24 protein-coding genes, 1 riboswitch and 1 other annotated feature are annotated in these 23896 nt (G+C 49.0%); of the genes, 4 read left to right on the forward strand and 20 right to left on the reverse strand.

Annotation, left to right across the window (positions count from 1 at the left end; translation table 11 throughout):
* Positions 1-72 precede the first annotated feature (72 nt).
* The 5 genes from ACFO4U_RS06335 to ACFO4U_RS06355 form a co-directional block, all read right to left on the reverse strand.
* Positions 73-585 (reverse strand): pyrophosphohydrolase domain-containing protein, encoded by a 513-nt coding sequence (locus ACFO4U_RS06335; protein WP_214816178.1) that lies wholly within the window; start codon positions 583-585, stop codon positions 73-75.
* A gap of 17 nt (positions 586-602) precedes the next feature.
* Positions 603-1730: a hypothetical protein gene (locus ACFO4U_RS06340; RefSeq protein ID WP_251131801.1), complete on the reverse strand. Its 1128-nt coding sequence runs from the start codon at positions 1728-1730 to the stop codon at positions 603-605.
* Between the two features lie 117 nt (positions 1731-1847).
* On the reverse strand, positions 1848-4253 hold the full coding sequence (gene leuS / locus ACFO4U_RS06345) for a leucine--tRNA ligase (protein ID WP_215243798.1): 2406 nt from the start codon (positions 4251-4253) through the stop codon (positions 1848-1850).
* Between the two features lie 39 nt (positions 4254-4292).
* Positions 4293-4508 (reverse strand) — a binding site (T-box leader).
* Between the two features lie 53 nt (positions 4509-4561).
* Positions 4562-5308 (reverse strand): bacteriorhodopsin-like, encoded by a 747-nt coding sequence (locus ACFO4U_RS06350; protein WP_214690708.1) that lies wholly within the window; start codon positions 5306-5308, stop codon positions 4562-4564.
* Positions 5309-5434: 126 nt separating this feature from the next.
* The gene (locus ACFO4U_RS06355; protein WP_260563642.1) at positions 5435-6619 is read right to left on the reverse strand and encodes an MDR family MFS transporter; all 1185 of its coding nucleotides are present in this window, start codon (positions 6617-6619) and stop codon (positions 5435-5437) included.
* A 178-nt stretch (positions 6620-6797) separates the two neighbouring features.
* Between ACFO4U_RS06355 and mnmL the strand changes: the two genes are divergently transcribed.
* Positions 6798-7772, forward strand: a complete 975-nt coding sequence (gene mnmL / locus ACFO4U_RS06360) for a tRNA modification radical SAM protein MnmL/YtqA (protein WP_215243796.1) — start codon at positions 6798-6800, stop codon at positions 7770-7772.
* The gene (mnmM, locus tag ACFO4U_RS06365; protein ID WP_074036434.1) at positions 7726-8298 is read left to right on the forward strand and encodes a tRNA 5-(aminomethyl)-2-thiouridylate-methyltransferase MnmM; all 573 of its coding nucleotides are present in this window, start codon (positions 7726-7728) and stop codon (positions 8296-8298) included. Before mnmL ends, mnmM begins: the two co-directional genes overlap by 47 nt.
* A 31-nt stretch (positions 8299-8329) precedes the next feature.
* On the opposite strand, the gene ACFO4U_RS06370 is transcribed toward mnmM, so the two are convergent.
* A complete protein-coding gene (locus ACFO4U_RS06370) occupies positions 8330-9043 on the reverse strand; it encodes an alpha/beta fold hydrolase (protein ID WP_074036433.1) in 714 nt (237 codons plus the stop codon).
* An 88-nt stretch (positions 9044-9131) separates the two neighbouring features.
* Positions 9132-9602, reverse strand: a complete 471-nt coding sequence (locus ACFO4U_RS06375) for a GNAT family N-acetyltransferase (protein WP_159562569.1) — start codon at positions 9600-9602, stop codon at positions 9132-9134.
* 165 nt (positions 9603-9767) lie between these two features.
* Here ACFO4U_RS06375 and ACFO4U_RS06380 point away from each other — a divergent pair, with 165 nt between their 5' ends.
* Complete coding sequence (locus tag ACFO4U_RS06380; protein ID WP_196430939.1) at positions 9768-10286, forward strand: hypothetical protein; 519 nt, start codon at positions 9768-9770, stop codon at positions 10284-10286.
* Positions 10287-10323: 37 nt separating this feature from the next.
* Here the strand turns inward: ACFO4U_RS06380 and metK are convergent, their stop codons facing one another.
* Entirely contained in the window at positions 10324-11532 is a 1209-nt protein-coding gene (gene metK, locus ACFO4U_RS06385; protein ID WP_012726792.1) for a methionine adenosyltransferase, read from the reverse strand.
* Positions 11533-11664: 132 nt separating this feature from the next.
* A riboswitch (SAM riboswitch) is annotated at positions 11665-11784 on the reverse strand.
* 322 nt (positions 11785-12106) lie between these two features.
* Here metK and pckA point away from each other — a divergent pair.
* The gene (gene pckA / locus ACFO4U_RS06390) at positions 12107-13678 is read left to right on the forward strand and encodes a phosphoenolpyruvate carboxykinase (ATP) (protein ID WP_215243795.1); all 1572 of its coding nucleotides are present in this window, start codon (positions 12107-12109) and stop codon (positions 13676-13678) included.
* A gap of 15 nt (positions 13679-13693) precedes the next feature.
* Here the strand turns inward: pckA and ACFO4U_RS06395 are convergent, their stop codons facing one another.
* The 12 genes from ACFO4U_RS06395 to ACFO4U_RS06450 form a co-directional block, all read right to left on the reverse strand.
* Positions 13694-14458 (reverse strand): alpha/beta hydrolase family protein, encoded by a 765-nt coding sequence (locus tag ACFO4U_RS06395; protein WP_214690705.1) that lies wholly within the window; start codon positions 14456-14458, stop codon positions 13694-13696.
* Complete coding sequence (gene ytkD, locus ACFO4U_RS06400; RefSeq protein ID WP_159562573.1) at positions 14439-14912, reverse strand: RNA deprotection pyrophosphohydrolase; 474 nt, start codon at positions 14910-14912, stop codon at positions 14439-14441. The genes ACFO4U_RS06395 and ytkD overlap by 20 nt, the downstream gene beginning before the upstream one ends.
* 99 nt (positions 14913-15011) lie before the next feature.
* Positions 15012-16364 carry a glucose-6-phosphate isomerase gene (locus tag ACFO4U_RS06405; RefSeq protein WP_074036426.1) on the reverse strand — a complete coding sequence of 451 codons (1353 nt, stop codon included), beginning with the start codon at positions 16362-16364 and terminating at the stop codon, positions 15012-15014.
* 106 nt (positions 16365-16470) lie between these two features.
* The gene (locus ACFO4U_RS06410; protein ID WP_159562574.1) at positions 16471-17634 is read right to left on the reverse strand and encodes an iron-containing alcohol dehydrogenase; all 1164 of its coding nucleotides are present in this window, start codon (positions 17632-17634) and stop codon (positions 16471-16473) included.
* Positions 17635-17708: 74 nt separating this feature from the next.
* On the reverse strand, positions 17709-18701 hold the full coding sequence (locus ACFO4U_RS06415) for a Gfo/Idh/MocA family protein (protein ID WP_215243794.1): 993 nt from the start codon (positions 18699-18701) through the stop codon (positions 17709-17711).
* Positions 18702-18800: 99 nt separating this feature from the next.
* On the reverse strand, positions 18801-19193 hold the full coding sequence (gene yugI, locus ACFO4U_RS06420; RefSeq protein WP_074033496.1) for a S1 domain-containing post-transcriptional regulator GSP13: 393 nt from the start codon (positions 19191-19193) through the stop codon (positions 18801-18803).
* Between the two features lie 196 nt (positions 19194-19389).
* Positions 19390-20634, reverse strand: coding sequence for a lysine N(6)-hydroxylase/L-ornithine N(5)-oxygenase family protein (locus tag ACFO4U_RS06425; RefSeq protein WP_215243793.1), 1245 nt, complete (start codon positions 20632-20634; stop codon positions 19390-19392).
* A gap of 58 nt (positions 20635-20692) precedes the next feature.
* On the reverse strand, positions 20693-21877 hold the full coding sequence (locus tag ACFO4U_RS06430; protein ID WP_159562577.1) for an aminotransferase: 1185 nt from the start codon (positions 21875-21877) through the stop codon (positions 20693-20695).
* Positions 21874-22368 (reverse strand): Lrp/AsnC family transcriptional regulator, encoded by a 495-nt coding sequence (locus tag ACFO4U_RS06435; RefSeq protein ID WP_012726802.1) that lies wholly within the window; start codon positions 22366-22368, stop codon positions 21874-21876. Before ACFO4U_RS06435 ends, ACFO4U_RS06430 begins: the two co-directional genes overlap by 4 nt.
* Positions 22369-22370: 2 nt before the next feature.
* Positions 22371-23171, reverse strand: a complete 801-nt coding sequence (locus ACFO4U_RS06440; protein WP_159562578.1) for a glycosyltransferase family 2 protein — start codon at positions 23169-23171, stop codon at positions 22371-22373.
* Complete coding sequence (locus tag ACFO4U_RS06445; RefSeq protein WP_074036416.1) at positions 23168-23416, reverse strand: NifU N-terminal domain-containing protein; 249 nt, start codon at positions 23414-23416, stop codon at positions 23168-23170. The genes ACFO4U_RS06440 and ACFO4U_RS06445 overlap by 4 nt, the downstream gene beginning before the upstream one ends.
* A 13-nt stretch (positions 23417-23429) precedes the next feature.
* A complete protein-coding gene (locus ACFO4U_RS06450; protein WP_214690701.1) occupies positions 23430-23660 on the reverse strand; it encodes a DUF1871 family protein in 231 nt (76 codons plus the stop codon).
* Between the last annotated feature and the right edge of the window lie 236 nt (positions 23661-23896).

Here is a 23896-nt window from a genome sequence, read left to right on the forward strand (position 1 = left end):
AGCATGTCATCACGACCATCACAACAAAAAACGACTCGAACCCACTCTAATGAGGGCTCAAGCCGTTTATGGTTATTCTTTCCCTGCGATTTGACGACGCACTTCTTTTTCGAGCTCCGGCTCGGGCGGCATCCATCCTTCAGGTTTCATGACTTTATTGTCTGACTCGCGTAAGATCGGCTTCCCGTCCGGTCCAAGTTTCGCCATATTGGCGCGCTGGACGATTTCAAACAACGGAACGGGGTCGAGCCCGAGTTCAACGAAACTGCCCATCACAAAGTATAACGCATCCGTCAATGCATCCCCTTGTCCGACGAGGCGTTCCACATCATCCGACGGAGGTGCGTCTTGCAACGATTTTTGAACCGCCTTTTGGAATCCTACTTGGAATTGCTCGATGGCTTGTAAAAACTCTTCTTCCGATTCCGATGATTGATGCAAAAACTCGACGACCGCTTCCTCTGCCGTCCACACCGATCGTTTTGTCGCACGATCAAGCGTCAACGGTTGCGGCGATTTCGCTCCTGGATGTCCAAATGTCTCGTGGAATTGTTTCACTTCTTCAAAAAAGTAACGCTTGCTCATCTGTCATTCCCCCATGATCAGTCCACAGATACGAAGGCATCTAAATCGAATACTTCCGGGTGGACGATTGCAAAGATTTCATTGTCTTGTAAAAACATACCGGTCGAATCATACACACGAGGCGTCACCATCTGACCGTTGATGGTCCCTTCTTCTGGGTTGACCGTATAGAGAACGAGCTCCTCAGAGTCGAGCACGTAGACGCGTCCTTGCCTCTCGACTAGCCCAACTCCTTCGAACCGTTCGAATTTTTGCTGGATGGAAGCACTCATCCCGTCAGCAGATAACGCTTGTCGTGAATCAAGCATCCATTCGGTCTCGGGCTCTTGTTTCTCTTCTTCCGCTTCTTGTTCGTTCGACTCATTGTCAGGCGAGTCTTCAGTTGCAGCCGTTTCGCTCGAGGCATCGTCATTCGTCGAGACGTTTTCTATCGTTGAATCTTCCGATGATTCTTCTGTTTCTTGAGTATTCGTGTCAGCGTCAGTCGACGTTTCTGATGATTTGTCATCGGCCGGAGTCTCCGGTTCGATCTCCCGTTCTTCGACATAAAGGAGCTCAAGGTCCGGGGTATCCGCCAATCGGTTCATCATGAACAGCCGTTTCGTTTCCCGGTCATACCCAAGACCAAAGATTCGGTCTTCCGACACGAGTCCTTTGATTTGTTTACGTGGCCGCTCGACCCAGCGTCCTTCTTCTCGCTCGATTGTAATGAGCGTACCGTTCGCTGTCACCGCATACACAAGATTTTCTTCGACCATGCGCATCCCGATAAAGTCATCGAGGCGCTGTTTGCCTGAATTCTCAAGTTGGAGCACAGAGTTGACGCGCGTCCCGTTTCCGCTCACTTCAAAAAATTCAGCTTGTTCGGTTAAGACCAAATACGCCCCGATCGTGTCACTGTAATACACTTCATCGATTTGACTGATTTGTTCGAGGGCATCGGTCGTATCGATATCTTCATCATCCTGCGCAGCTTCCACGGGTGGAAGTGAGGCCGTTTGATGACTCGTTTGAATATCAATTTTTTCAAATGTCGAGGCGACCTGTCGTTGAATCTCTTCATCTGAAAAGACAAAAACATAACAAAGGATCACACCGACCACGACAGCACATAATGTCGTGTATAGCACATAAGAACGTTTCATGGACATGTCGTCCCCTTCTACTTCAGTATCGCCCTTTAGTGTATCAAAACCGTCCATAAAAGAAAATGACCTCACTAAAAAGAAAAGAATGTGCGACAATGTCACACATTCTTTTTGTTAGCCAACTACAATATTGACGAGTTTTCCAGGAACGACAATGACTTTACGAACCGTCTTGCCTTCTGTGAACTCTTGGACACGCTCGTTCCCGAGTGCTTCCGCCTCAAGTGCTTCTTTTGATGCGTCACGAGAGACGTGCATTTTCGCACGGAGTTTCCCGTTCACCTGGATGACGACTTCAATCGTGTCGCTTACAAGTTTTGACTCATCGTATGTCGGCCAAGCCGCATACGTCAACTCTTCCGTCATGCCCATCTTCTCCCACAACTCTTCAGACAAGTGCGGCGCGACTGGTGAAAGCATCTTGATGAAGTCGACCATTTGTGATTTCGGTAACGTCTCTTGTTTGTTCGCTTCATTGACGAAGACCATCAACTGCGAAATCGCCGTGTTGAAGCGAAGGGCTTCGTAATCCTCCGTGACTTTTTTCACCGTCTGATGATACGTGCGTTCAAAGTCGGCAGTTGGTGCCACGTCTGCGAAGTTCGTCTGATCGAACAAACGCCAGACGCGGTCGAGGAAGCGACGTGCCCCGTCAAGACCATTCGTCGACCATGCGATGGCCGCATCAAGTGGTCCCATGAACATTTCGTAAAGGCGGAGTGTATCGGCTCCGTGCGACTTCACGATATCATCCGGGTTGACAACGTTCCCACGAGATTTCGACATCTTCTCGTTGTTCTCACCGAGGATCATCCCTTGGTTGTAGAGTTTTTGGAACGGTTCGCTCGTCGGGACGACACCGATATCAAAGAGGACTTTATGCCAGAAACGTGCATAGAGCAAGTGAAGAACGGCATGCTCCGTACCCCCGATATACAAGTCGACTGGAAGCCAACGCTTGAGTTTCTCAGGATCCGCGATCATCTCTTCGTTATCTGGATCGATGTAACGGATGTAGTACCAGCAGCTACCTGCCCATTGTGGCATCGTGTTCGTCTCGCGACGACCTTTTTCCCCTGTGACCGGATCTGTATACGTCAACCACTCTTCTGCGTTCGCAAGTGGCGACTCACCTGTACCAGATGGTTTGATTTCATCGATGATCGGAAGTTCGAGCGGAAGTTCTTCGACCGGTACCGTCTTCATCGTTCCGTCTTCCATATGGACGACCGGAATCGGCTCGCCCCAGTAACGTTGACGGCTGAACAACCAGTCACGAAGACGGTATGTCGTCTTCGCACGCCCTGTGCCACTAGCTTCGAGCTCTTCAATGATCGTCTTGATGGCATCGGCTTTATTAAGTCCGTTCAAGCTACCAGAGTTGACGTGCTCACCGTCTTCGACGTAAGCCGCCTCTTCCACGTTTCCACCTTTGACGACTTCACGGATCGGGAGGTCGAACGTTTTCGCAAACTCATAATCGCGCTCATCGTGTCCAGGAACAGCCATGACTGCACCTGTCCCATATGTCGAGAGAACGTAGTCCGCTGTCCAAATCGGAAGTTTCTCGCCGTTCACCGGGTTGATCGCATAAGCGCCCGTGAAGACACCTGTCTTCTCTTTGGCAAGGTCTGTACGCTCGAGGTCCGTCTTCTTCGAGACTTCCTCAATGTATGCTTCGACTGCCGTCGATTGTTCCGGTGTCGTGACCACTTTCGTGAACGGATGCTCTGGTGCGAGTGTCACGTATGTCGCCCCGTGAAGTGTATCTGGACGTGTTGTGAATACTGTGACGATCTTATCATGACCGTCGACCTTAAAGTCGACCTCGGCACCGACCGATTTGCCGATCCAGTTGCGTTGCATCTCTTTCACGCTCTCAGGCCAATCGAGACCTTCCAAGTCTTCAAGCAAACGCTCTGCGTATTCCGTGATACGAAGCACCCACTGCTTCATCGGGACACGGTAGACAGGGTGATTTCCACGCTCTGACAAGCCATCGATGACTTCCTCGTTCGCAAGGACCGTACCGAGAGCCGGGCACCAGTTGACCGCAACTTCATCGACGTATGCGAGGCCACGTTCGAAGAGTTGCGTGAAGATCCACTGCGTCCATTTATAGTATTTCGGGTCCGTCGTGCTAATTTCACGGTCCCAATCGTATGAGAATCCGAGTTCTTTCAACTGACGGCGGAACGTCTCGATGTTGCGCGCTGTGAATTCACGCGGGTCGTTCCCTGTGTCGAGTGCATATTGCTCGGCAGGAAGACCGAATGCATCCCAGCCAATCGGATGAAGAACGTTATATCCTTGCATCCGTTTCATACGAGCGATGATATCCGTCGCCGTATAACCTTCCGGGTGACCGACGTGAAGACCTGCACCGGATGGGTAAGGGAACATATCAAGGACATAGAAACAATCCTTCTCCGGGTCTTCTGTCGTTTTAAATGCTTCTTTCTCTTCCCAACGCTTTTGCCACTTCGGCTCGATTTCTTGATGTTTAAAATAGCTCAACATTCTTCCTCCTCTGCATAATAAAAAGCCTTCCGTCCCCGAAAATGGGACGAAAGGCTTGAAAGCTCTCCGCGGTACCACCCATGTTGCATTGCTGCCACTTGAGACGCCGGTAACGAGGCGTAACCCCGGTTTTCCCTACTCGTTTCAGGAAAACAGCTCCAAGGCGAGTTCACAACATCCGCTTATCGATTCACACCATCCATCGACTCTCTTTGAAACGGAACGTTCGCTACTAGTCCTCTTCAACGCTTGCTATTCATCGTAGTCTATTTTAGCCCATTCTGAAATTCAACGTCAACTTGAAGTTTTCAAGCTTTGACTTGTTTTTGCGTTGAGATGGTTTTAACAGCAAAGAACGCAATTAATCCGAATCCCACTTTATTGATTAAATCCGCAACGTTGTAAATCAATTCGCGCACGAGCTGAACTTCAATCCCTGTTGCGAACAATGTCACCGCATAGCCGATTGGGTAAATCGCCCACCCAATCAAAATGAAGAGACGCATGTTGAGTAACGCCTTCCGAATAGGTGGAGGTGACGTCTCCGCCGCTTTCGTGACGTTCGTGAAGAGCAAGTAAATGATATAAAGCCACGCAATACAACCTACAATATATCCCCAAAGTCCAAGTTGCGTGAATCCGCCGTTCAAGTTAATGGACGACTCGCCGAGATAACCGGCAACAATCATGATGATATCCGCGATAATCAACTTCGTTAATAAACCGGTCTTCATCTTCCCTTGCAGGCTAAGCAGTAGCGGAAACTTGATTAAGAGTAAGGGTGTCGTGACAAGCCAATCGATATACCGAATCTCCGTCGGAAACCCGGTGATTTCCGATAGTAATCCAGAATCGCCGACCGCATCCTTCATAAAGTAATAATGAATCGCTGCTACAAACGTAACGAGTGCCGCCACCGTCGCGACCGAACGGTACTCGGGATCCAGACTGCTCCGCTCAACGAGAAAATACAAAGTCGCAGCCGCCATTCCTACAAAACCAACCCAAAACATATACTGCGTTGCCAACACGAGTAAATTGACTTCCTCGTTCATCATGCCCATCCCCTTCAATGAGAATTGACCGACAACAACATATGTGGTGAAAGGATCCTTCACCTAAATTTTATCCTCGAAAGTCAATAGGTCGAAGCTTTAAATCTGTAGAGAATATGCGCAAAGTCACGAATTTTGAACATTTAATGAACGAATGCGTAAAAAGACAATGTTAGCTGTGATAATCAGCAAAATAATCAATGTAAATACTGCATTCATGCCGAACGCGTCGAATAATAAACCGGAGAACGTCGGTCCAATCATTCGACCGACGGATGCTGCGATATTGACGAGCCCTTGGTATTGCCCAGCTTTCCCAGGTGGGGCAAGCTTCGCCGCAATCGTCGGAACAGCCGGCCAGACAAACATCTCCCCGATGGTCATGACAACCATCGCGACCATGAACATCCCGAATCCACCAGCGAATGGGACAATCAAGAACGCACCGAGGAAGATGGATGCCCCGATGATCAATTGACGTTTTAAGTCGTCCTCAAACTGTCGTAAGACGCGGTTGAGCAACGGTTGTGCGAAGACAATCATCGCCCCGTTCACTGTCCAAAGGAGTGAGTATTGACTGATTGTGACGCCGAGATCTTTCGAGTGAACCGCAATCGTCCCCTGCCATTGAACATACACGAACCAAAGCACCGCATAACCGACGGCGACATACCACATCGATTTCATCGTCGCACTCGATAGTGTCGTGGCTGCCGCTTCTAGTTGCGACTGAACGACAGGACGTGCCGGGTTTTTCAAATAACGCAGTCCAAACAAGAGCACCACGACAAATAAGACCGATAAGAAGAAGTTCGCATAAAAAATCCACTCGATGTTAAATCGAGCGATTTGACCACTCATTGCCGTACCGAGGGCGACCCCCACGTTTTGCGCGACGTAAATCGCATTGAACGAACGGCGTCCCCCTTCTGGCCAAATGAGACCCGCAAACGCATATACGGTCGGAAAGACGAGTCCACCTGAAAGACCGATCAATCCGAGCCATACGAGATAGCCGAAGAACGTGGCATGAAACAGTAAAAATCCAAGCGAGCTCGCGAGCAAGAGACCGACAGAAATCATCAACGTCGTCTTCCCACCGATTCGATCGAATAGCGTCCCTCCGATGTAGTTCCCGACAATCGCGAGTGCCGAGTTCACAAGAAGCGCCACCCCAGCAAGCGTCATCGACTCACCTAAAAAATCATGAATATACAGTGTGTTAAATGGCCATAAAAAAGACGCCGCCGTTGTATTGAGCGCCATCGCAATGACTAAAATCCATACCGAAATTGGCATTTTATTGTTCACACCAAGTCCTCCTTTCATTCTTCTTTCACATTAAAAAAATCGGCACAAAAAGGCCGAATCGACAAGATTTCCTTATCAAACCTAAACGAACGCCAACGAAGTGTCAAGAAAAATTACTTATTATGAAGTTTTGTCATTTTCCGTTTGTGATAGGATGAGCAAGGAAGGAGAGATGAACATGAATCCATTCGGTCAAAATCGCTACCATACACTAAATGAGGCGTATCGCCGAGAGTACGGGGGCAAGGTGTTTAAAGTGCCACTCGATGGTGGCTTCACGTGCCCGAACCGTGACGGACGTGTCTCAAAAGGCGGATGCACCTTCTGTTCGGACGATGGAAGTGGTGATTTCGCGGGAAATGCTTGCGATCCGATTCCCGTTCAATTTGCAGAAGTGAAGGCTCGTCTCCACCGGAAGTGGAAAAATGCCAATTATATTGCTTATTTCCAAGCGTTTAGTAATACGTATGCACCAGTCGAGCGGTTACGTGAATTGTATGAACCGGCACTAAATGAGGATGGGGTCGTCGGTCTCTCGATTGCGACACGTCCTGACTGCTTGCCGGACGACGTCGTCGCCTATTTAGCAGAGTTGAATGAACGGACTTCCCTTTGGGTAGAGCTTGGTCTTCAGACCGTACACGACACCACCGCTAAAAAGATCAATCGCGGGCACGACTATCAATCGTTTTTGACCGGTCTTGCGAAACTTCGCCGTCACAATATTCGTGTCTGCGTTCATATCATCAATGGCCTCCCAGGTGAGACACCAGAGATGATGCTCGACACGGCACGAGAAGTTGCTAAAATGGACATACAAGGAATCAAGATCCATTTACTTCACGTCTTGAAACACACACCGCTCGCCCGTCAATATGAGAAAGGACTGCTCGACTTGATGGATGAAGACACATACGTCTCCCTCGTCTGTGATCAACTCGAACGGATTCCTCCCGAGGTGATCGTCCATCGTTTGACAGGAGACGGTCCTCCCGACCTCTTGATCGGTCCGCTATGGAGCCGTCACAAGATGCAGGTGCTAAACAAGATTCGTGCGGAATTGGAGCGCCGGGATTCTTTTCAAGGAAAAAAGAAGGATGAGATGTATGGGATTAATGAGAGTACTACCTTTTGCAAAACAATTACTACATGACCATCTCGAGGAAGGTCAGGTCGCCATCGATATGACGGCCGGGAACGGACACGATACGTTGTTCTTAGCGAATGCTGTAGGCGAGACAGGACATGTCTATGCTTTTGATATCCAATCAGAAGCTGTAGCAGCCACAAAGGCGCGGGTTGAAGAAGCGGATGTCAGTGAACGTGTGACCGTGATTCATGATAGTCACGATACGGTCCAAGCGGTCGTTGAAAAGGAAGCGCGTCCGATCACCGCGGCCGTCTTCAACTTAGGGTATTTACCGGGAAGTGATAAATCGATCACGACACACGGAAATACGACGATTGCCGCATTATCCCAACTATTAGACGTCATGGCTGTCGGTGGCGTCATCGTCATCGTGATTTACCACGGACATGAAAGTGGGAAAGTCGAACGAGACGAGGTGCTTCATTATGTAGAGTCCCTCGATCAAAAACAGGCAGGCGTCCTGCGTTATGGATTTATCAACCAAGTCAATCATCCCCCATTCATCGTGGCGATTGAAAAACGTGCATAAGAAAAAGGCGGCTCATTAGAGTCGCCTTCTGTCATTCTTGAATCAATTCATAAAACGTCATGAGGGTTTCCGCGAATTTCGTGTTCAATCGTTCGTAACCAAAGTGTGGGAATCCTTCCAATCGCCGGATATACACTTGGTCCCCACCGATTTTTCGACAAACATTCAACGTCAACTTCACGTCCGCAAACTGGTCGTCTGGTGCATAGAAACAGGCGAGCGGAAGGCGTGGCAGATGCTTCTTCTCTTCCTGATGCTCGACGATTTCTTCTTCGATCTCCCGATATTGCGCATATGTGATTTCTCCGAATCGGGACGACTCGTCTCCGCCGCCAGTAAATGTCATCATCCCAAGTGGCAAGTCAGGACGAAAACGGTCGACAGCACTTGCGACGACTTGTTTCAACCCACCGATTTGACGAGTGGCATGCCAATCAAACAATGGGGAGATATATGTGAGACTCCCGAGTGGCACATCGTACTCCTGTAAAAGGCGATTCGTTAAGAGTGCGCCAAGACTGAATGCCACGACATGAATCGGTAATTTATATTCTCCTGCCTCGCGCAATGCTCGCTTGATTAGTTGCTTATGGTCACCCGCCGTCAATCCAATCGATTGTTCGCGGACGACGATGACTTCATACTCGTCTTCGAGCCGTCGAATAAAGTTCTCGCTGATCCGTGACGTGAATTGTAACGGATACACGATGACGATGACTCCTTTTCGTACTTCTTCATTTGCCATACAGCCGTCACCTCGTTTATAGACTACATTCATTGTATCAAAAAAACATCAGCCGCAACTGATGTTTAAATAAAATCCGTCTGGAGGCTTAGCTCGGGTCATATCGTAAATGGATGAGTTCCATCGGGCGATCATACACCTCTTCCTGGATGCGATTCACTTCTTTGAAAGATTGATGCAAGAGGAAGGCGATTGCTTGCTCATTCGAATTCTCAACGTACACTTCCATCGGCTGTTCTTTTTTCGATTGAAGGTGGGCCAAAAAGGCTGCGCCGTAGCCGTTTCGATGATAATCGGGGTGCAGATAGAGGCGGAGCATCTCCCACATGTCACCGCGATCGATGGCATGACAAAATCCGATGACATCTTCTTCATATTCGCCAACGATAAAATACTGTTCTCGTGCTTCTTCACTTGAACTGATTGCTCGTACAATCTCTTCTTGCCGATACGCGCGTTCCATCGCTCTCGTTCGATTGGAATCATCCTGTGAAATGGTCGCCAGCGCGATGTTCCGAATCAGCGTCGCATCTTCTGGCACTGCTTCCCTCATGTTCATGACAGCTTCCCCCTTTTGGCCAATCTATTTGTATCATTCCCTATCCCGGTGTTTTTATCCTGCTCCTTCATTTCTTTTTCATGACGATTCATCAGAAAACGTTACGTAGACATTGCTCTAGGGTATAACACAACCAATGCCAATCAAACGAAGGAGTGGAACCACATGGAACCTAGACAAGAACATGACCCGAAAGTAGAACAGACAGCAAACCCGAACCGCCAATTCGATCAATTGGACGGGGGAAGTCCAAAAATCAGTGTCGTGACCGGGATGTTGCTCGGTGCACTCGTCGGTGGTCTACTCGCCTTACTTAGCTCCTCGAACCGGGAGCAGACAAAGCAATCCCTCTCGAATGCGAAATCGTCGGTCGGGGGCATCGTCAACGAAGTGAAACAAGATCCTGCCGGAAAGGCGTCTCAAGTCATTGAACAAGTGAAGTCGGCCTCGACAAAGATTCAAGAAGTCTCTACAGATGTCCAAAACGTATACGAAAAAGTCGTCGGGGAAGTCGATACCGTGAAAGAGGACGTCACTAAAATCGTCGAGACGGCTCAAGAGGCCAAGTCGGACTTACAGGACATCGGGGAGAAAGTCGTCGAAGCGAAGGATACGGCGCTTGGACAAGATCCGACAACCGATTCTTCATCCGATTCGAACAAACAGGTACCACCGACAGCATAAAAAAACGACCTTTCCTCGGAAAGGTCGTTTTTGATGATTACGCGAAACGTTTCGCGCCTTCTTCAAGAATGGCTGCTTTATCTGTTTGCTCCCATGGGAGTTCGATGTCTGTACGACCGAAGTGACCGTAAGCTGCCGTTTGTTTGTAGATTGGGCGACGAAGGTCAAGCATCTTGATGATGCCTGCTGGACGGAGATCGAAGTTCTCGCGAACGAGTTCAACGAGTTCCGTTTCGCTCAATTTACCTGTGCCGAACGTATCGACAGCGATTGATACTGGGTGTGCAACACCGATTGCGTATGCAAGTTGAACTTCTGCTTTATCAGCAAGTCCTGCTGCAACGATGTTTTTCGCTACATAGCGGGCTGCGTATGCCGCTGAACGGTCAACTTTTGTAGGATCTTTACCAGAGAATGCACCGCCACCGTGACGAGCGTATCCACCGTACGTATCGACGATGATCTTACGTCCAGTCAAACCTGCGTCCCCTTGTGGTCCACCGATTACGAAGCGACCAGTCGGGTTGATGAAGTATTTTGTTTCAGCATCGATGAGTTCAGCCGGAATGACTGCCTCGATGACATGTTTTTTCAAGTCTTCTTGAATTTGCTCAAGCGTGATTTCTTCAGCGTGTTGTGTCGAAATAACAATCGTATCGATGCGAACAGGGTTGTTGTCCTCATCATACTCGACCGTTACTTGCGTCTTCCCGTCCGGACGAAGGTACTCGAGCGTACCGTTCTTACGCACTTCAGCAAGACGACGTGACAACTTGTGTGCCAACGAGATTGGAAGCGGCATGAGCTCAGGTGTCTCGTTTGTCGCATATCCGAACATAAGACCTTGGTCTCCTGCACCGATTGCATCGAGTTCCTCTTCAGTCATCTGACCTTCACGTGCTTCAAGCGCCTGGTCAACACCTTGCGCGATGTCTACCGATTGCTCATCGATTGACGTCAAGACCGCACACGTTTCAGCATCAAAGCCATATTTCGCACGCGTGTATCCGATTTCGCGGATTGTTTCACGGACAACTTTCGGGATATCCACGTAAGTTGACGTTGTGATTTCACCAGCTACGAGTACAAGACCTGTTGTGACAGACGTTTCTGCCGCAACACGGGCATTCGGGTCTTCCGCTAAAATGGCATCCAAGATGGAGTCAGAGATCTGATCACAAATTTTGTCTGGATGTCCTTCAGTAACCGACTCTGAAGTAAAAAGTCGACGGTTCAATTTTGACATTCAAAAAACCTCCTATAATAAGGGTATTATGTGGACGGTACTCGTTCCCCTTACGCGTTGCTTTGGGACGGTAATGAAAAAAACCTCCCCCGATGACATACATGGGGAAAGGTTGAATCGTTCTTCCTTACCCTCTTATCGTTCGAAGCTAATGGCTTCGCTTCAGGATAGCACCTTTTCCGCACAAGACTTCATGTCGGACGGTTGCTGGGCTTCGTAGGGCCTTGTTCCCTCCACCGCTCAGAATAAGAGTATCCGTTACGAAAACCATCATATAAATGACACTCGATTATGTCAAGGGAATCGGACGAATTCGTAAAAGTTTTCACAGACTTGCAAAACATTTCTGTTTGTGAATCGTCAAACATTTTTTTATTTCGTTTCTTTTTTTTAACACCTTGTGATAAGAGAATGTGATAAAATAACTTTGTAAGAAAGCGCTTACTTAGAGAGAAGAAACGCTTGTGTTTAATTAGTGTGTCACATATAATTAAAAATGTCATACTGATTAATCGTAATCGCGGAAGTATGCGGATTTCATCCACATCTATTTAGGGGAAAGGTGGGATTCAGGATGGCGACAACGCTCCTGAAAATCGAAGAATTAATTAATGGTGCCGACATGTTACGGAACTTGACGGTTCCAGAGCTGGTGGAAGAAGCCATTCAAAATGGTGAAGGTGTACTGACAAAAGACGGGGCATTATCTGTCAGCACCGGTGCTTTTACCGGACGGTCACCGAAAGACAAATTCGTCGTACAAGATGAAGTCAGCAACAACCTCGTCGATTGGGGTAAAGTGAACCAACCGATCGCAGAAGAGAAGTTTTCAGCACTTCTTGACAAAGTTCTCGACCATTTAGAAAAGAAGGATAAGCTGTATTATCTAGAAGCATCCGCTGGTGCAGATGAACACTATACGTTGCCTGTCCGTGCCATTACGGAGTATGCGTGGCACAGTCTGTTCGCCAAACAATTGTTCTTACGCGAATGGCCGACGAAAGGTGCGTTCGACCCGTTCACGGTCATTTATGCACCGAGCTATAAAGCAGACCCTGCGGTCGATGGTACGAACTCTGAGACGTTCATTCTCGTCTCATTCGCCAAGCGCACGATTCTGATCGGGGGAACAGAATACGGTGGCGAAATTAAAAAATCTATCTTCTCCGTCATGAACTTCTTGCTACCTGAGCAGAACGTGTTATCGATGCACTGTTCAGCAAACGTCAACGATGCGAACGAAACGGCACTCTTCTTCGGATTGTCGGGCACTGGGAAGACAACGCTCTCGGCTGACCCTGAGCGTCACTTGATTGGAGACGACGAACACGGATGGTCACCGGACGGGGTCTTCAACATCGAAGGAGGTTGTTACGCGAAGACGATCAACTTGTCTCGTGAGAACGAACCTCAAATCTATGATGCGATTCGCTTCGGTTCATTGATTGAAAACGTCGTGTTGAATGAAGATCGTACACCGGACTATAAGAACATTTCCCTGACGGAAAACACACGTGCGGCATATCCAATCGAGTTCATCGACAATGCGATGCTCCCATCTCGCGCAGGTCATCCGAATACGATTGTCTTCTTGACGGCAGATGCATATGGCGTCTTGCCTCCGATCAGCAAACTGACGAAAGAACAGGCGATGTACCACTTCTTGTCGGGTTATACGTCAAAACTTGCCGGCACCGAGCGCGGTGTCACAGAACCACAGGCGACATTCTCGACTTGCTTCGGTTCACCGTTCCTTCCGCTCGCTCCAGAGCGTTACGCGGATATGCTCGGTAAATTGATTGAGGAACACGACGTGGATGTCTACCTCGTCAACACAGGTTGGACTGGCGGTGCATACGGTGAAGGTTCACGTATGAAACTCGCTTACACGCGTGCGATGGTCAACGCCGCAGTCAACGGTCAACTTCGTGACGTCGAGACGAAGAAACATGACATTTTCAACGTCGAGATTCCAGTAGCCATCGAAGGCGTACCGAGTAACGTGCTCAATCCACGTGACACGTGGAGCGACCCAGCTCGCTACGATGTCGAGGCGAAGGCACTCGCGATGAAGTTTAAAGAGAACTTCACACGGTTCACGAAAGCGAGTGAATCGGTCATCGCAGCCGGTCCACTGGTCATCTAATACGAAAGCACCGACTCATCGAGTCGGTGCTTTCGCTTGTTGTAGCATCCATTCCATCGCTTGTTCGGTCGTCTCCCATTTATCCCAAAACGGGAGTTGGTGTCCGAACGGAAGCACCCAAAACTCGGCCTGCTCACCTAATTTCTCGGCGACTGCCGTCGCATGGCGCAATCGGACCTGCTCATCATCCGTACCATGGATGATCAGCGTTGGAGCGCCCCATTCCTTATAGAGCGGAGAACGTTCCGTATATGCCGTTTCTGCCGATTCAGGGTCCCCGCCCGTCATGCGACGTAACATCTTCCGCATCGAGCGCTGCTCTTCATACGTCCACTCTAGATTCGTCACACCGGCCCATGAAGTGACAGTGGTGACCGGTCGTTCAGATGCGAGAGAGAGTGCCATCATCCCACCGCGCGAAAAACCGAGTGCATGAATCGGTCGTCCACTCGTTTGGACGCGATCATAGAGTGAGAGTACGTCTTCTAAATCCTCTCCACCGAAGTCTTCTTTTCCCGTACCTCCGTGATTGCCTCGATAAACCGGGGCCACCACATGAAAACCACGTGCCGCAAATTGCATGAGTCGCGGCAACCGGACGTCTCCGATTCGTGCCGTCCCCCCTCGTAAGTACATCAATACCTGTCCGTTCGACCGTTTCGGTTCAATCGAATAGGCGACGACCTCTTCCCCATCATTTGTCGTATACCACCCACGCGTCACCCGATAACCGGCATAAGGTGGCAAGACGTCGACCCGATCAAACCAAGTGTTGCTCATGGAGCACCCTCATCGTTTCCGGTAAGACACGGTCTTTCATCATAAAACTGTAACGTGGATTCCGTAGTAGGTTGTCCGGCAAGACATCGATCAAGACGGCCCCATCCGTCTCGTCGACTGCGGGATGATCTTCGAATCGTTCGATTTCCGCAAAATAAATGTTTTTGATGACGGTGTCGCCGCGGCCGAGCACACGATACTGCCCCATGTATCGTAATGTCTTGACGACGCCTCCGGTCTCTTCATATACTTCCCGGATGGCAGCGGCATCCTCATGTTCTCCCGGCTCGACTTTCCCACCTGGGAATTCGAGCCCTCGTTGCTTATGTTTCGTCAATACCCATTTGTCCTTATATCGGGCGACGACCCAGACGTGGAGCGGCGTGTCTGAGAACGGATAATGGGTGAAGCTTAACTCGACTTGATTATGATAGTAATCCTTGAATGTCTTCATAGTCCATCCCTTTCTTTCCCCTGTCTACTCTCACTTTACCTTGTCTGCACCCAGTTTCAAACAAAAAAATCGGTCCGACACGCGGACCGATTCGTTTTCTTATTGATTCAAGCGTTTTTCAAGTTCTGCTTTTTGTTCTTCATACCCTGGTTTACCGAGTAATGCGAACATGTTCGCTTTGTATGCTTCAACGCCAGGTTGGTTGAACGGGTTCACCCCGAGGATGTATCCGCTCATTGCACATGCTTTCTCGAAGAAGTAGAACAAGTAACCGAGGTGGTAAGGTGTCATCTCTGGCAATTCGACGACAAGGTTCGGTACGTCCCCATCTGTATGTGCGAGGAGCGTCCCTTCTGTCGCCTTGTCGTTCACGAATTGGATTGTTTCGCCTGCGAGGAAGTTCAAACCATCCAAGTCTTGTGCGTCTTCTGGGACGTTCATTGTGTGACGGACTTCTTTCACACGGATGACTGTCTCGAACAAGTCGCGACGGCCTTCTTGAATGTATTGACCCATCGAGTGAAGATCAGTCGAGAAGTCGACAGCCGCAGGGAAGATCCCTTTGTTGTCTTTCCCTTCTGATTCTCCGTAAAGCTGTTTCCACCACTCTGACACGTAGTGTAGAGCTGGTTCGTAGTTGACGAGCATCTCAATCGATTTACCTTTCGCATAGAGAGCATTACGTACGACTGCATACTGATACGCTTCGTTCTCAGCCAATTCTGGCGAGCTGTAGGCGTTTTGTGCATCGCGTGCGCCTTCCATCAAAGCATCGATATCGATTCCTGCAGCGGCAATCGGAAGAAGTCCGACCGGTGTGAGGACAGAGAAACGTCCACCGACGTCATCTGGAATAACGAACGTCTCGTAACCTTCAGCGTCCGCGAGCGTCTTGAGGGCGCCACGGGCACGGTCTGTCGTCGCATAGATCCGCTCACGCGCTCCGTCTTGACCATACTTGTCTTCCATGAATTGCTTGAGGACACGGAATGCGATCGCAGGTTCTGTCGTCGTTCCTGATTTCGAGATGACGTTGATTGAGACGTCTTTCCCTTCAAGCACTTGAAGCAACTCTCTCATATACGTTGAAGAGATGTTATGGCCCGCATAGAATACTTGTGGCGCCTTGCGCTCTTCTTTTGACAATACGTTGAAGAACGAATGTTGAAGCATTTCGATCGCTGCACGGGCACCGAGGTAAGAACCTCCGATTCCGACGACGACGAGAACATCTGAATTCTCGCGAATTCGTTCCGCCGCAGCTTTGATTCGTGCGAACTCATCTTGATCGTATTCGGTCGGAAGGTCGACCCACCCAAGAAAATCACTTCCGGCACCGCTCCGCTCGTGAATCACCGAGTGGAGAGTTTTTACCGTTTCTTGCATTTGGTCGATTTCATGCTTCCCTACGAATGAGAGCGCGTTTGAATAATCGAAACGTACAGTTGACATGTCATTTCCTCCTTTAAATCGCTCGTAAAAGAGCCATACATGACCCATCATAAACGGAAAGTCTAGATTCGTTCAATCATTATTGCAAAATAGGCAAGAAATCGCCTTATTTACTTAGTTCGAGAATATGCGCAACATCTTCCCGTTCGAGCGTACGGAAACGACCAAATGCACCACGTTTCATCGCAGAATCAAGAATCGCATCGAATGTCGACTCATCGATATCGTAGTCACGAAGCGAGTTCGGTGCACCGAGTTGATCGAAGAACGCACGGATGGCCTCGATTGTACGCTTCCCTGTCTCTAAATCCGTTGCACCTGGCTCCACATCGAACACTTCCGTACCGAGTCGAGCAAAGCGAGCCGCATTGTCTTCATCCAACACATGTTCCATCCAACGTGGGAAGAGGATCGCGAGGCCCCCAGCATGCGGGATGTCATGGACAGCAGATACGGCGTGTTCGATGTTGTGCGATGCCCAGTCACCGGCTGCACCCATTTGAAGTACACCGTTCAATGCCATCGTACCTGAGAATAAGATGATGGCACGGAGGTCTACGTTTTCTAAATCGTTGACGAGTTTCGGTGCCGATTCGACGACCGCTTTCAAAACACCTTCTGTCATGCGTTCTTGTACCGGCGCATGGTTCGGGTGGAAGTATTGCTCGAAACAGTGGCTCATCATGTCGACGATGCCATAAATTGTCTGGTCTTTTGGAACCGACACGGTGTAACGTGGATCGAGGATCGAGAATGTCGGGAATACAAGTGGGTGACCCCAACCGAACTTCTCTTGAGTCTCCCAGTTCGTGATGACCGATCCCGAGTTCATCTCCGACCCTGTCGCAGCGAGTGTAAGGACTGTCCCGAATGGTACCGCCTCTGTCGGGATATGTTCACGAAGTACGATGTCCCACGCGTCCCCGTCATATGGAATCGCTGCTGAAATCAGTTTTGTGCAGTCGATGACGGAACCGCCACCGACAGCTAGCAAGGCATCAACGTCCTCTTCACGCGCAAATTTCACCGCACGACGTACAGTCTCAATCCGCGGGTTCGGTTCAACACCTGAGAAGTCTACGTATGAGATACCGGCTTTTTCAAGCTCGGCCACGACTTCATCGTACGTCCCGTTCTTTTTGATGCTTCCGCCACCATAGACGAGCATCACTTTCTTCGCGTCAAGCGCTTCTAGTTCTCCACCTAATTTTTCGACCTGATGTGTCCCAAAAATTAGTTTTGTCGGGTTTTTGTATTCAAAGTTGTGCATAAGTTAACCTCCTCATAGAAATATGTAACACCTACACTATATACCCTGTTTTCACGGAATGAAAAGTATCGTGCTTACTGATAGATACGGTCGATGATGTGATGCAAGATGACCGCTTCCTCCGCTTGCTGATAGTTCGGCTCTTCTCCACAGGCCTCAAGGAAGAGTCGGATTTGCCGCTCATACGGGTCGTGTTCAGTCAAATAAGCTGGTCGCTCGTCAAACAATGCCCCAAATTTCTCCGTGTGAAGTGTGAGCGGGAACAGACTGGCTCCGGCTTTCGTGCCGCGACATTCCACTCGCATCGTATCTTTTTCCTCGATGTTGGCCATGTAGCTGACGTCGAGTAATAAGGATGCTCCGTTTTCAAACGTGACCATCGCTCTCGCCGTATCCTCGACTGTGAGCGAACTCGCGTCCCATTCCCCCAGCAAGCCGACACCCGAACGATTCCCTAAGTACTGACCGACATGACCGACGACCTCTCTCGGTTTCGGGTATCCCATCAAATGAAGCGCCAGGTCTAACATATGCACACCTATGTCGAGTAATGCACCCCCGCCTTGCAGTTCTTTATTCGTGAAGACACCCCATCCCGGAATTCCACGCCGTCGAAGCGCGAGCGCCGTCGCTGCATAGATGTCTCCGAGTTCACCCGCATCAATCATTCGCTTCAACAGAACCGTATCCTCACGATGTCGGTAATGGAATCCGTAATGCAATGTTTTTCCGGCTCGTTTTGCCGCTTCCAACATCTCGATCGCTTCATTCTCTGAAATTCCCGGTGGCTTCTCACAGAGAACGTGACATCCTGCTTCAAGCGCAAGCAGCACTTGCTCTTTATGTAAGGCGTTTGGTGTACATATACTGACCGCATCGAGATTTTCGCGTGAAAGCATCTCTTCGACCGTCTCATAAACGTTCGGGATGCCGAACTGTCGTGCGACACGTTCCCCGTTTGCCCGTGTCCGGTTCATGACCGCTACCACATCCATGCCTGCTTTGACATAATTCGGGATATGGGCACTCGTCGCAATTCCTCCCGTTCCGATGATGCCAATCTTCATGCCATCCCCTCCTATTCGCTTTACAGTTTCGTCATTCAATCCGCCGATTCCTGTAAAATAAAAAAGGTGACCCGTTTAGAACGGGCCACCTTGAAACACTTACTTCTTGAAGTTTGTGTTTTTGATCCAGTCTTCAAGTTTGTCTTTGAGGACTGTGAATCCTGGAGCTTCTTCTTGCTTGAAGTTTGAAGATGCTTCGTTGCGGCGTGGCGCACGACGAGCTGGCTTCGCAGACTTCTCGCGTTTTGGAGCTTCTTGAGTCGCTTTCATTGAAAGCTTGATTTTTTTAGAAGCTTCGTCCACTTCAAGGATTTTCACTTCAACTTCTTGACCAACTTGAACGTAATCGTTTACGTCTTTTACGTAGTCGTGTGAGATTTCTGAAATGTGTACAAGACCTTGAGTCTCATCGTCGAGTGCTACGAAAGCACCGAAAGGTTGGATTCCTGTTACTTTACCTGTTAATACTTGATCTTTTTCGTATTTTGCCATTACAAACAACTCCTATGCTAAATTCATCAACTTACTATAACATACTTTTTTCGATAAAGTGTAGAATTTAGCAAAAAAGATTATTTTTGACGTGTTGGTATGTTTTAAAGTCGAAGTGCGGGGTAAATACAAATCAAGCAAGACTTCAAGTATTCCCCCCTGATTCCGCTAGGCGACTCGCCTAGCCTTTTTTTGTTCAAAATGTCGTAAACGGCTTCTGATGACGAATCGGATAGATCGTTTCTCCAGCCATGTCGTTCAAAATGACCGCATTTCGATAGACTGCCATCCCGAGATTCGTCGCAGCCGGACCATGTGAATGCTCTATATTCGTGTGCGTAAACAACTTTCCGCCTAGCGACTCGCTCATGATCACCTCATACGTGTCACGGACTGCCCATTCTCCCTCTACTTCCCATACAACCGGGAGCTGATCTATCCAAGATGGGATCACCGGGCGATACCCCGTCGCCACGACAACGAGATCGTACTCTCTTTCAATCACTTCTCCCGTATACCGTTGGGTCCCTTTCAAACGATGTGTTAACCAATCATAAGAAATCGATTCCACTTCAACCTGTGTCATCATATCAGCCTTCGTCGCTTCCGCTTCTGCCGTCCGATGATACAAGGTCTCATAGATCGAGGTCATCGTCTCAGGATTGACACCATGACGGAAACGCTCGAATGACCCGAGTAGCTCTTGCCGAGCGTCGTACGGTAGCTTATGAAAATAATCGACATAATCCACACTAAAAATTTCATCCCCAAGCTTGCCTGCTTCGAGTGACTCAAATTGTTCGGAGCGTGTGATCCAGTCGACGCGTTGTTCATCCGTCGCTTCACGCAACAAGTCCAGAAAGACTTCCGCCGCACTCTGTCCGCTCCCCACGACCGCGACACGATATCGGTCTTTGAGGACGTCCCGGTACGTCAAATAATCGCTCGTATGAATGACTTGTTCAAACCCGTCCGGCACGAATGGCGCCGCCCCTGTCCCTAGGACGAGATGTCTTGTATGAACTTGTGTCGATCGACCATCTGATTCGACGGTCACGAGGAAGCCCTCTTCTTCCACTACAACGTCAGACACATAATGATTGAAACGAATCGTCGACAGTTGATTTACAACCCATCGCAAGTAACGATTGTATTCCGTTCGAGGAATCTTATCTTGTTCTTGCGTGATAAATGTTTGGAGTCGACCCGTATCACTCAAATAGTTCAGAAAACTCGCCGAATGGGTCGGGTCCGCCAACGTGACGAGATCTTGTAAATAATGCGTTTGCATCGTCATCCCTTCAATCAACATGCCTTCATGCCACATCATCTCCGCGCGTTGCTCAAAGCAAATCCCATGCAGTTCAGTTTTTTCCGCAAGGGCCATGAGACCAAGATTATACGGACCACACCCGATTGCAACAAAGTCAAATCGTTTCATCATCTTCACCTCGCCCGTCTTTTCCCTTTCGTTATATCGCTAAAACGCCAAAGAACTCTCACGAATGAGAGTCCTTGGCTACTGTGACTTCAAATTGTTTCATGAAACGTTGAATCCGGAGAATCGCTTCTTGTAGTTGTTCGAGCGAAGTCGCATAACTCGCCCGGACGAATCCTTCCCCGCTCTCACCGAAGGCATTTCCAGGAACAACGGCGACACGTTCTTCGATGAGAAGACGTTCTGCAAATTCCTCACTCGTCAATCCAGTATGTCGAATCGAAGGAAAAGCATAAAATGCTCCACCTGGCACGTGCGTCGGTAATCCCGCCTCGTTCAGCGCTTGAATGAAATAGTTCCGACGTTGACGATAACTTTTCACCATGCTCGGCACGTGCTGCTCACGAGTCCGAAGTGCCTCGAGTCCACCGAATTGAACGAGCGTAGGTGCACACATCATGCCATATTGATGGACCTTCAACATCTCTCGCGTCACAACTTCGGGCGCGCATGTGAAGCCAAGACGCCATCCTGTCATTGCGAACGCTTTTGAGAAACCATTCACAACAATCGTCCGGTCTCGCATGTCGTGGAGCGTCGCGAAGCTGACGAATGGGTCGTCATAACAAAGTTCCGCATAAATCTCATCGCTGACCACCCAAAGGTCATACTTTGTCGCGAGTTCTGCGATTTGCGCGAGTTCGTCGCCATTCATCGTAGCGCCCGTTGGATTGGACGGGAAGCAGAGCAAGATCGCTTTCGTTCGTTCTGTGATGGCTTGCTCGACGTCATCCCGATCGAGTCGAAACCCTTTCTCTGGACGACACGCGACAGGCACGACGGTTCCACCTGCCAACTCGATGAGTGGACCATATGAAACGAATGCCGGTTCGACCACGATGACCTCGTCCCCTGGATTGAGAAGGGCACGGAATGCGATATCGAGCGCCTGCGATGCCCCTGTCGTGACAATCAATTCAGACGTCGGATCGTACTCGACTAAAAAGCGTTCTTTCATATAAGTTGCAATCTCTTCACGCAACTCGATGAGACCGGCGTTAGCACTATAGGCCGTATATCCTTCTTCGAGTGCGGCATAGCTCGCTTCTCGCACGTTCCACGGTGTGATGAAATCCGGTTCTCCCACCCCGAGAGAGACCACGTTATCCATCGTCTGTGCTAAGTCGAAGAAACGGCGAATGCCCGATGGCTTCATCGAGACGACTTGATTTGATAAAGACTTCATGGCGTGATGTTCAACCGCTTATCTTCAGTTTGTGGGGTGAACAAAATCCCGTCATGTTTGTACGTCTTCAATTTGAAGTGAGTTGTCGTCGACAAAACCGAATCAAGCGGCGAAAGCTTGTCTGAGACAAATGAGGCAACATCTTGAAGCGAGTTTGCCCGGATGACGACTTGAAGGTCATAAGCCCCCGACATCAAATAAAGCGCCGTCACTTCTGGGAAGCGATAAATACGCTCGGCCACGTCGTCAAATCCGCGCCCTCGTTTCGGAGTCACTTTAACGTCAATGAAGGCAGTGACATCGTGGCGATTGATTTTTTGCCAATTGACCATGGCACGAAATCCAAGGAGAATCCCGTCTTGCTTGAACTTCTCGAGCATCGACTCAATCGTCTCTTCATCGAGTGCCAACAAGTCAGCCAACATCTTCGTCTCGAGATACCCCTTTTCTTCTAACAATTCTAACAACTCAAGTTCTTTTGATGAATACATACTTATTCTCCTTCCGTTCGACCAGGTAGCACGCCTGTGAACGTTCTCTCTGTCTGTCTCACGTATGAACGTCGTTCCTCCTGAACGATATGGAAATTCTTCATCTCCATGTCTGTCAGACCGTGCTTTTGACAAAAACGATCAAAATAACGACGTCTCGTTTCATCCTGTATTGCTGATAGGTTGTCGGTCCCGTTGAACGCGTACAGTACCGTCGCACGCGCCGGGTGTGACACGGTGAATGCATCCATTACCCTTAACAAGAAATCCCAATCCCAGTAGTTATAGACGTCTTCGTCGAATAGGCCGATCGTGTCATGAATCGATTTGCGATACATCGTACCCGAAGGGATAAACGTCGAGTCCTGACGCATCCGCTCTCGATCAAACGCGTAAGCGAACGGTTCCCAGTCCGTCACGACACGACGGCCTCCTCTCCATTCGAAGCGGAACAGCTCAGCGTCCGAATAGACGAGGTCAGCCTGTTGAAGGTCGCGTAGCCCTGCCTCTAGATGTGTCGGCATGAGCAAATCGTCATCGTCTAGTAACAAGATGACATCGCCTCTCGCTTCGAGAACACCACGATTACGGGCACGAACATGATGGTTTTCACCCACTTCGATGACACGTGCATCCAATTGATTCAAAAAAGGCGCCAAAAGGTGTTGTTTTGGCGGCCCTTCATTATTCATGACCAAGACCTCAAACTGCTGAAATGTTTGGACCGTTAGACTTTCAAGCAGTTCCGTCAGTTCCGTCTCGCGTTTATAAGCCGGAATGACAATCGAGACAATCGGTTTCATCCGCGATATGCCGTCTCAACGAGTGGAAGAATTGCTTCCCAGCTCACACCGTTCTCCTTTGATACGGTCACAAAGTCACCATAAGCAAAGACACTCTCCACGCCTTCGATTTCAACTAACTTGGCGAGAAGCGGTTGATCTGTCGCTTCGCCCGCCTTCACACTTTGACTCTTGGCGCCAAACACGTTCTCTGGAAGTGTCACTTTCATCGCATTCGGATTCGGTGTTGGATCAATTCGTAACATTATTGGTTCCTCCTTATAGTTGGCAAGATGACGATACGAGGAGTCGCTGCGCCATCTCGAAAATCTCTGTTTCTAGTGGACACGCATCGAACGCTTCAAGAAGCGTTCGGCGAATCACTTCGGTCAATTGTTCGGGAGAATCGACATAGGTTAATGCCATCATGACTTCATCAAACTCAGGTCCGTATGAACCTGCCCCATAACCGAGTGGGTCCCATGTTAATAATAAGTCTTCTGTACGCACTTGTTAAACCCTTCTTTTCGCTGAAATTCCATGTCCTACTTCACCAATCTACCTTACTTTTTACTCGGATACCAGCCTTGACAAATGGATTCATATTTCTTGATTCATCAGAACACTATATCTAGTATGAAATGAATATGCAGGTATTTTGATAAGTAACGTCAAATACAATCCATTCCACCTCAAACAAACGGATGAAATGTTTCATCAAGAGTGATGAAATCGAATTCATCAAT

Source organism: Exiguobacterium profundum (assembly GCF_042652865.1).
Taxonomy (GTDB): Bacteria; Bacillota; Bacilli; order Exiguobacteriales; family Exiguobacteriaceae; genus Exiguobacterium; species Exiguobacterium profundum.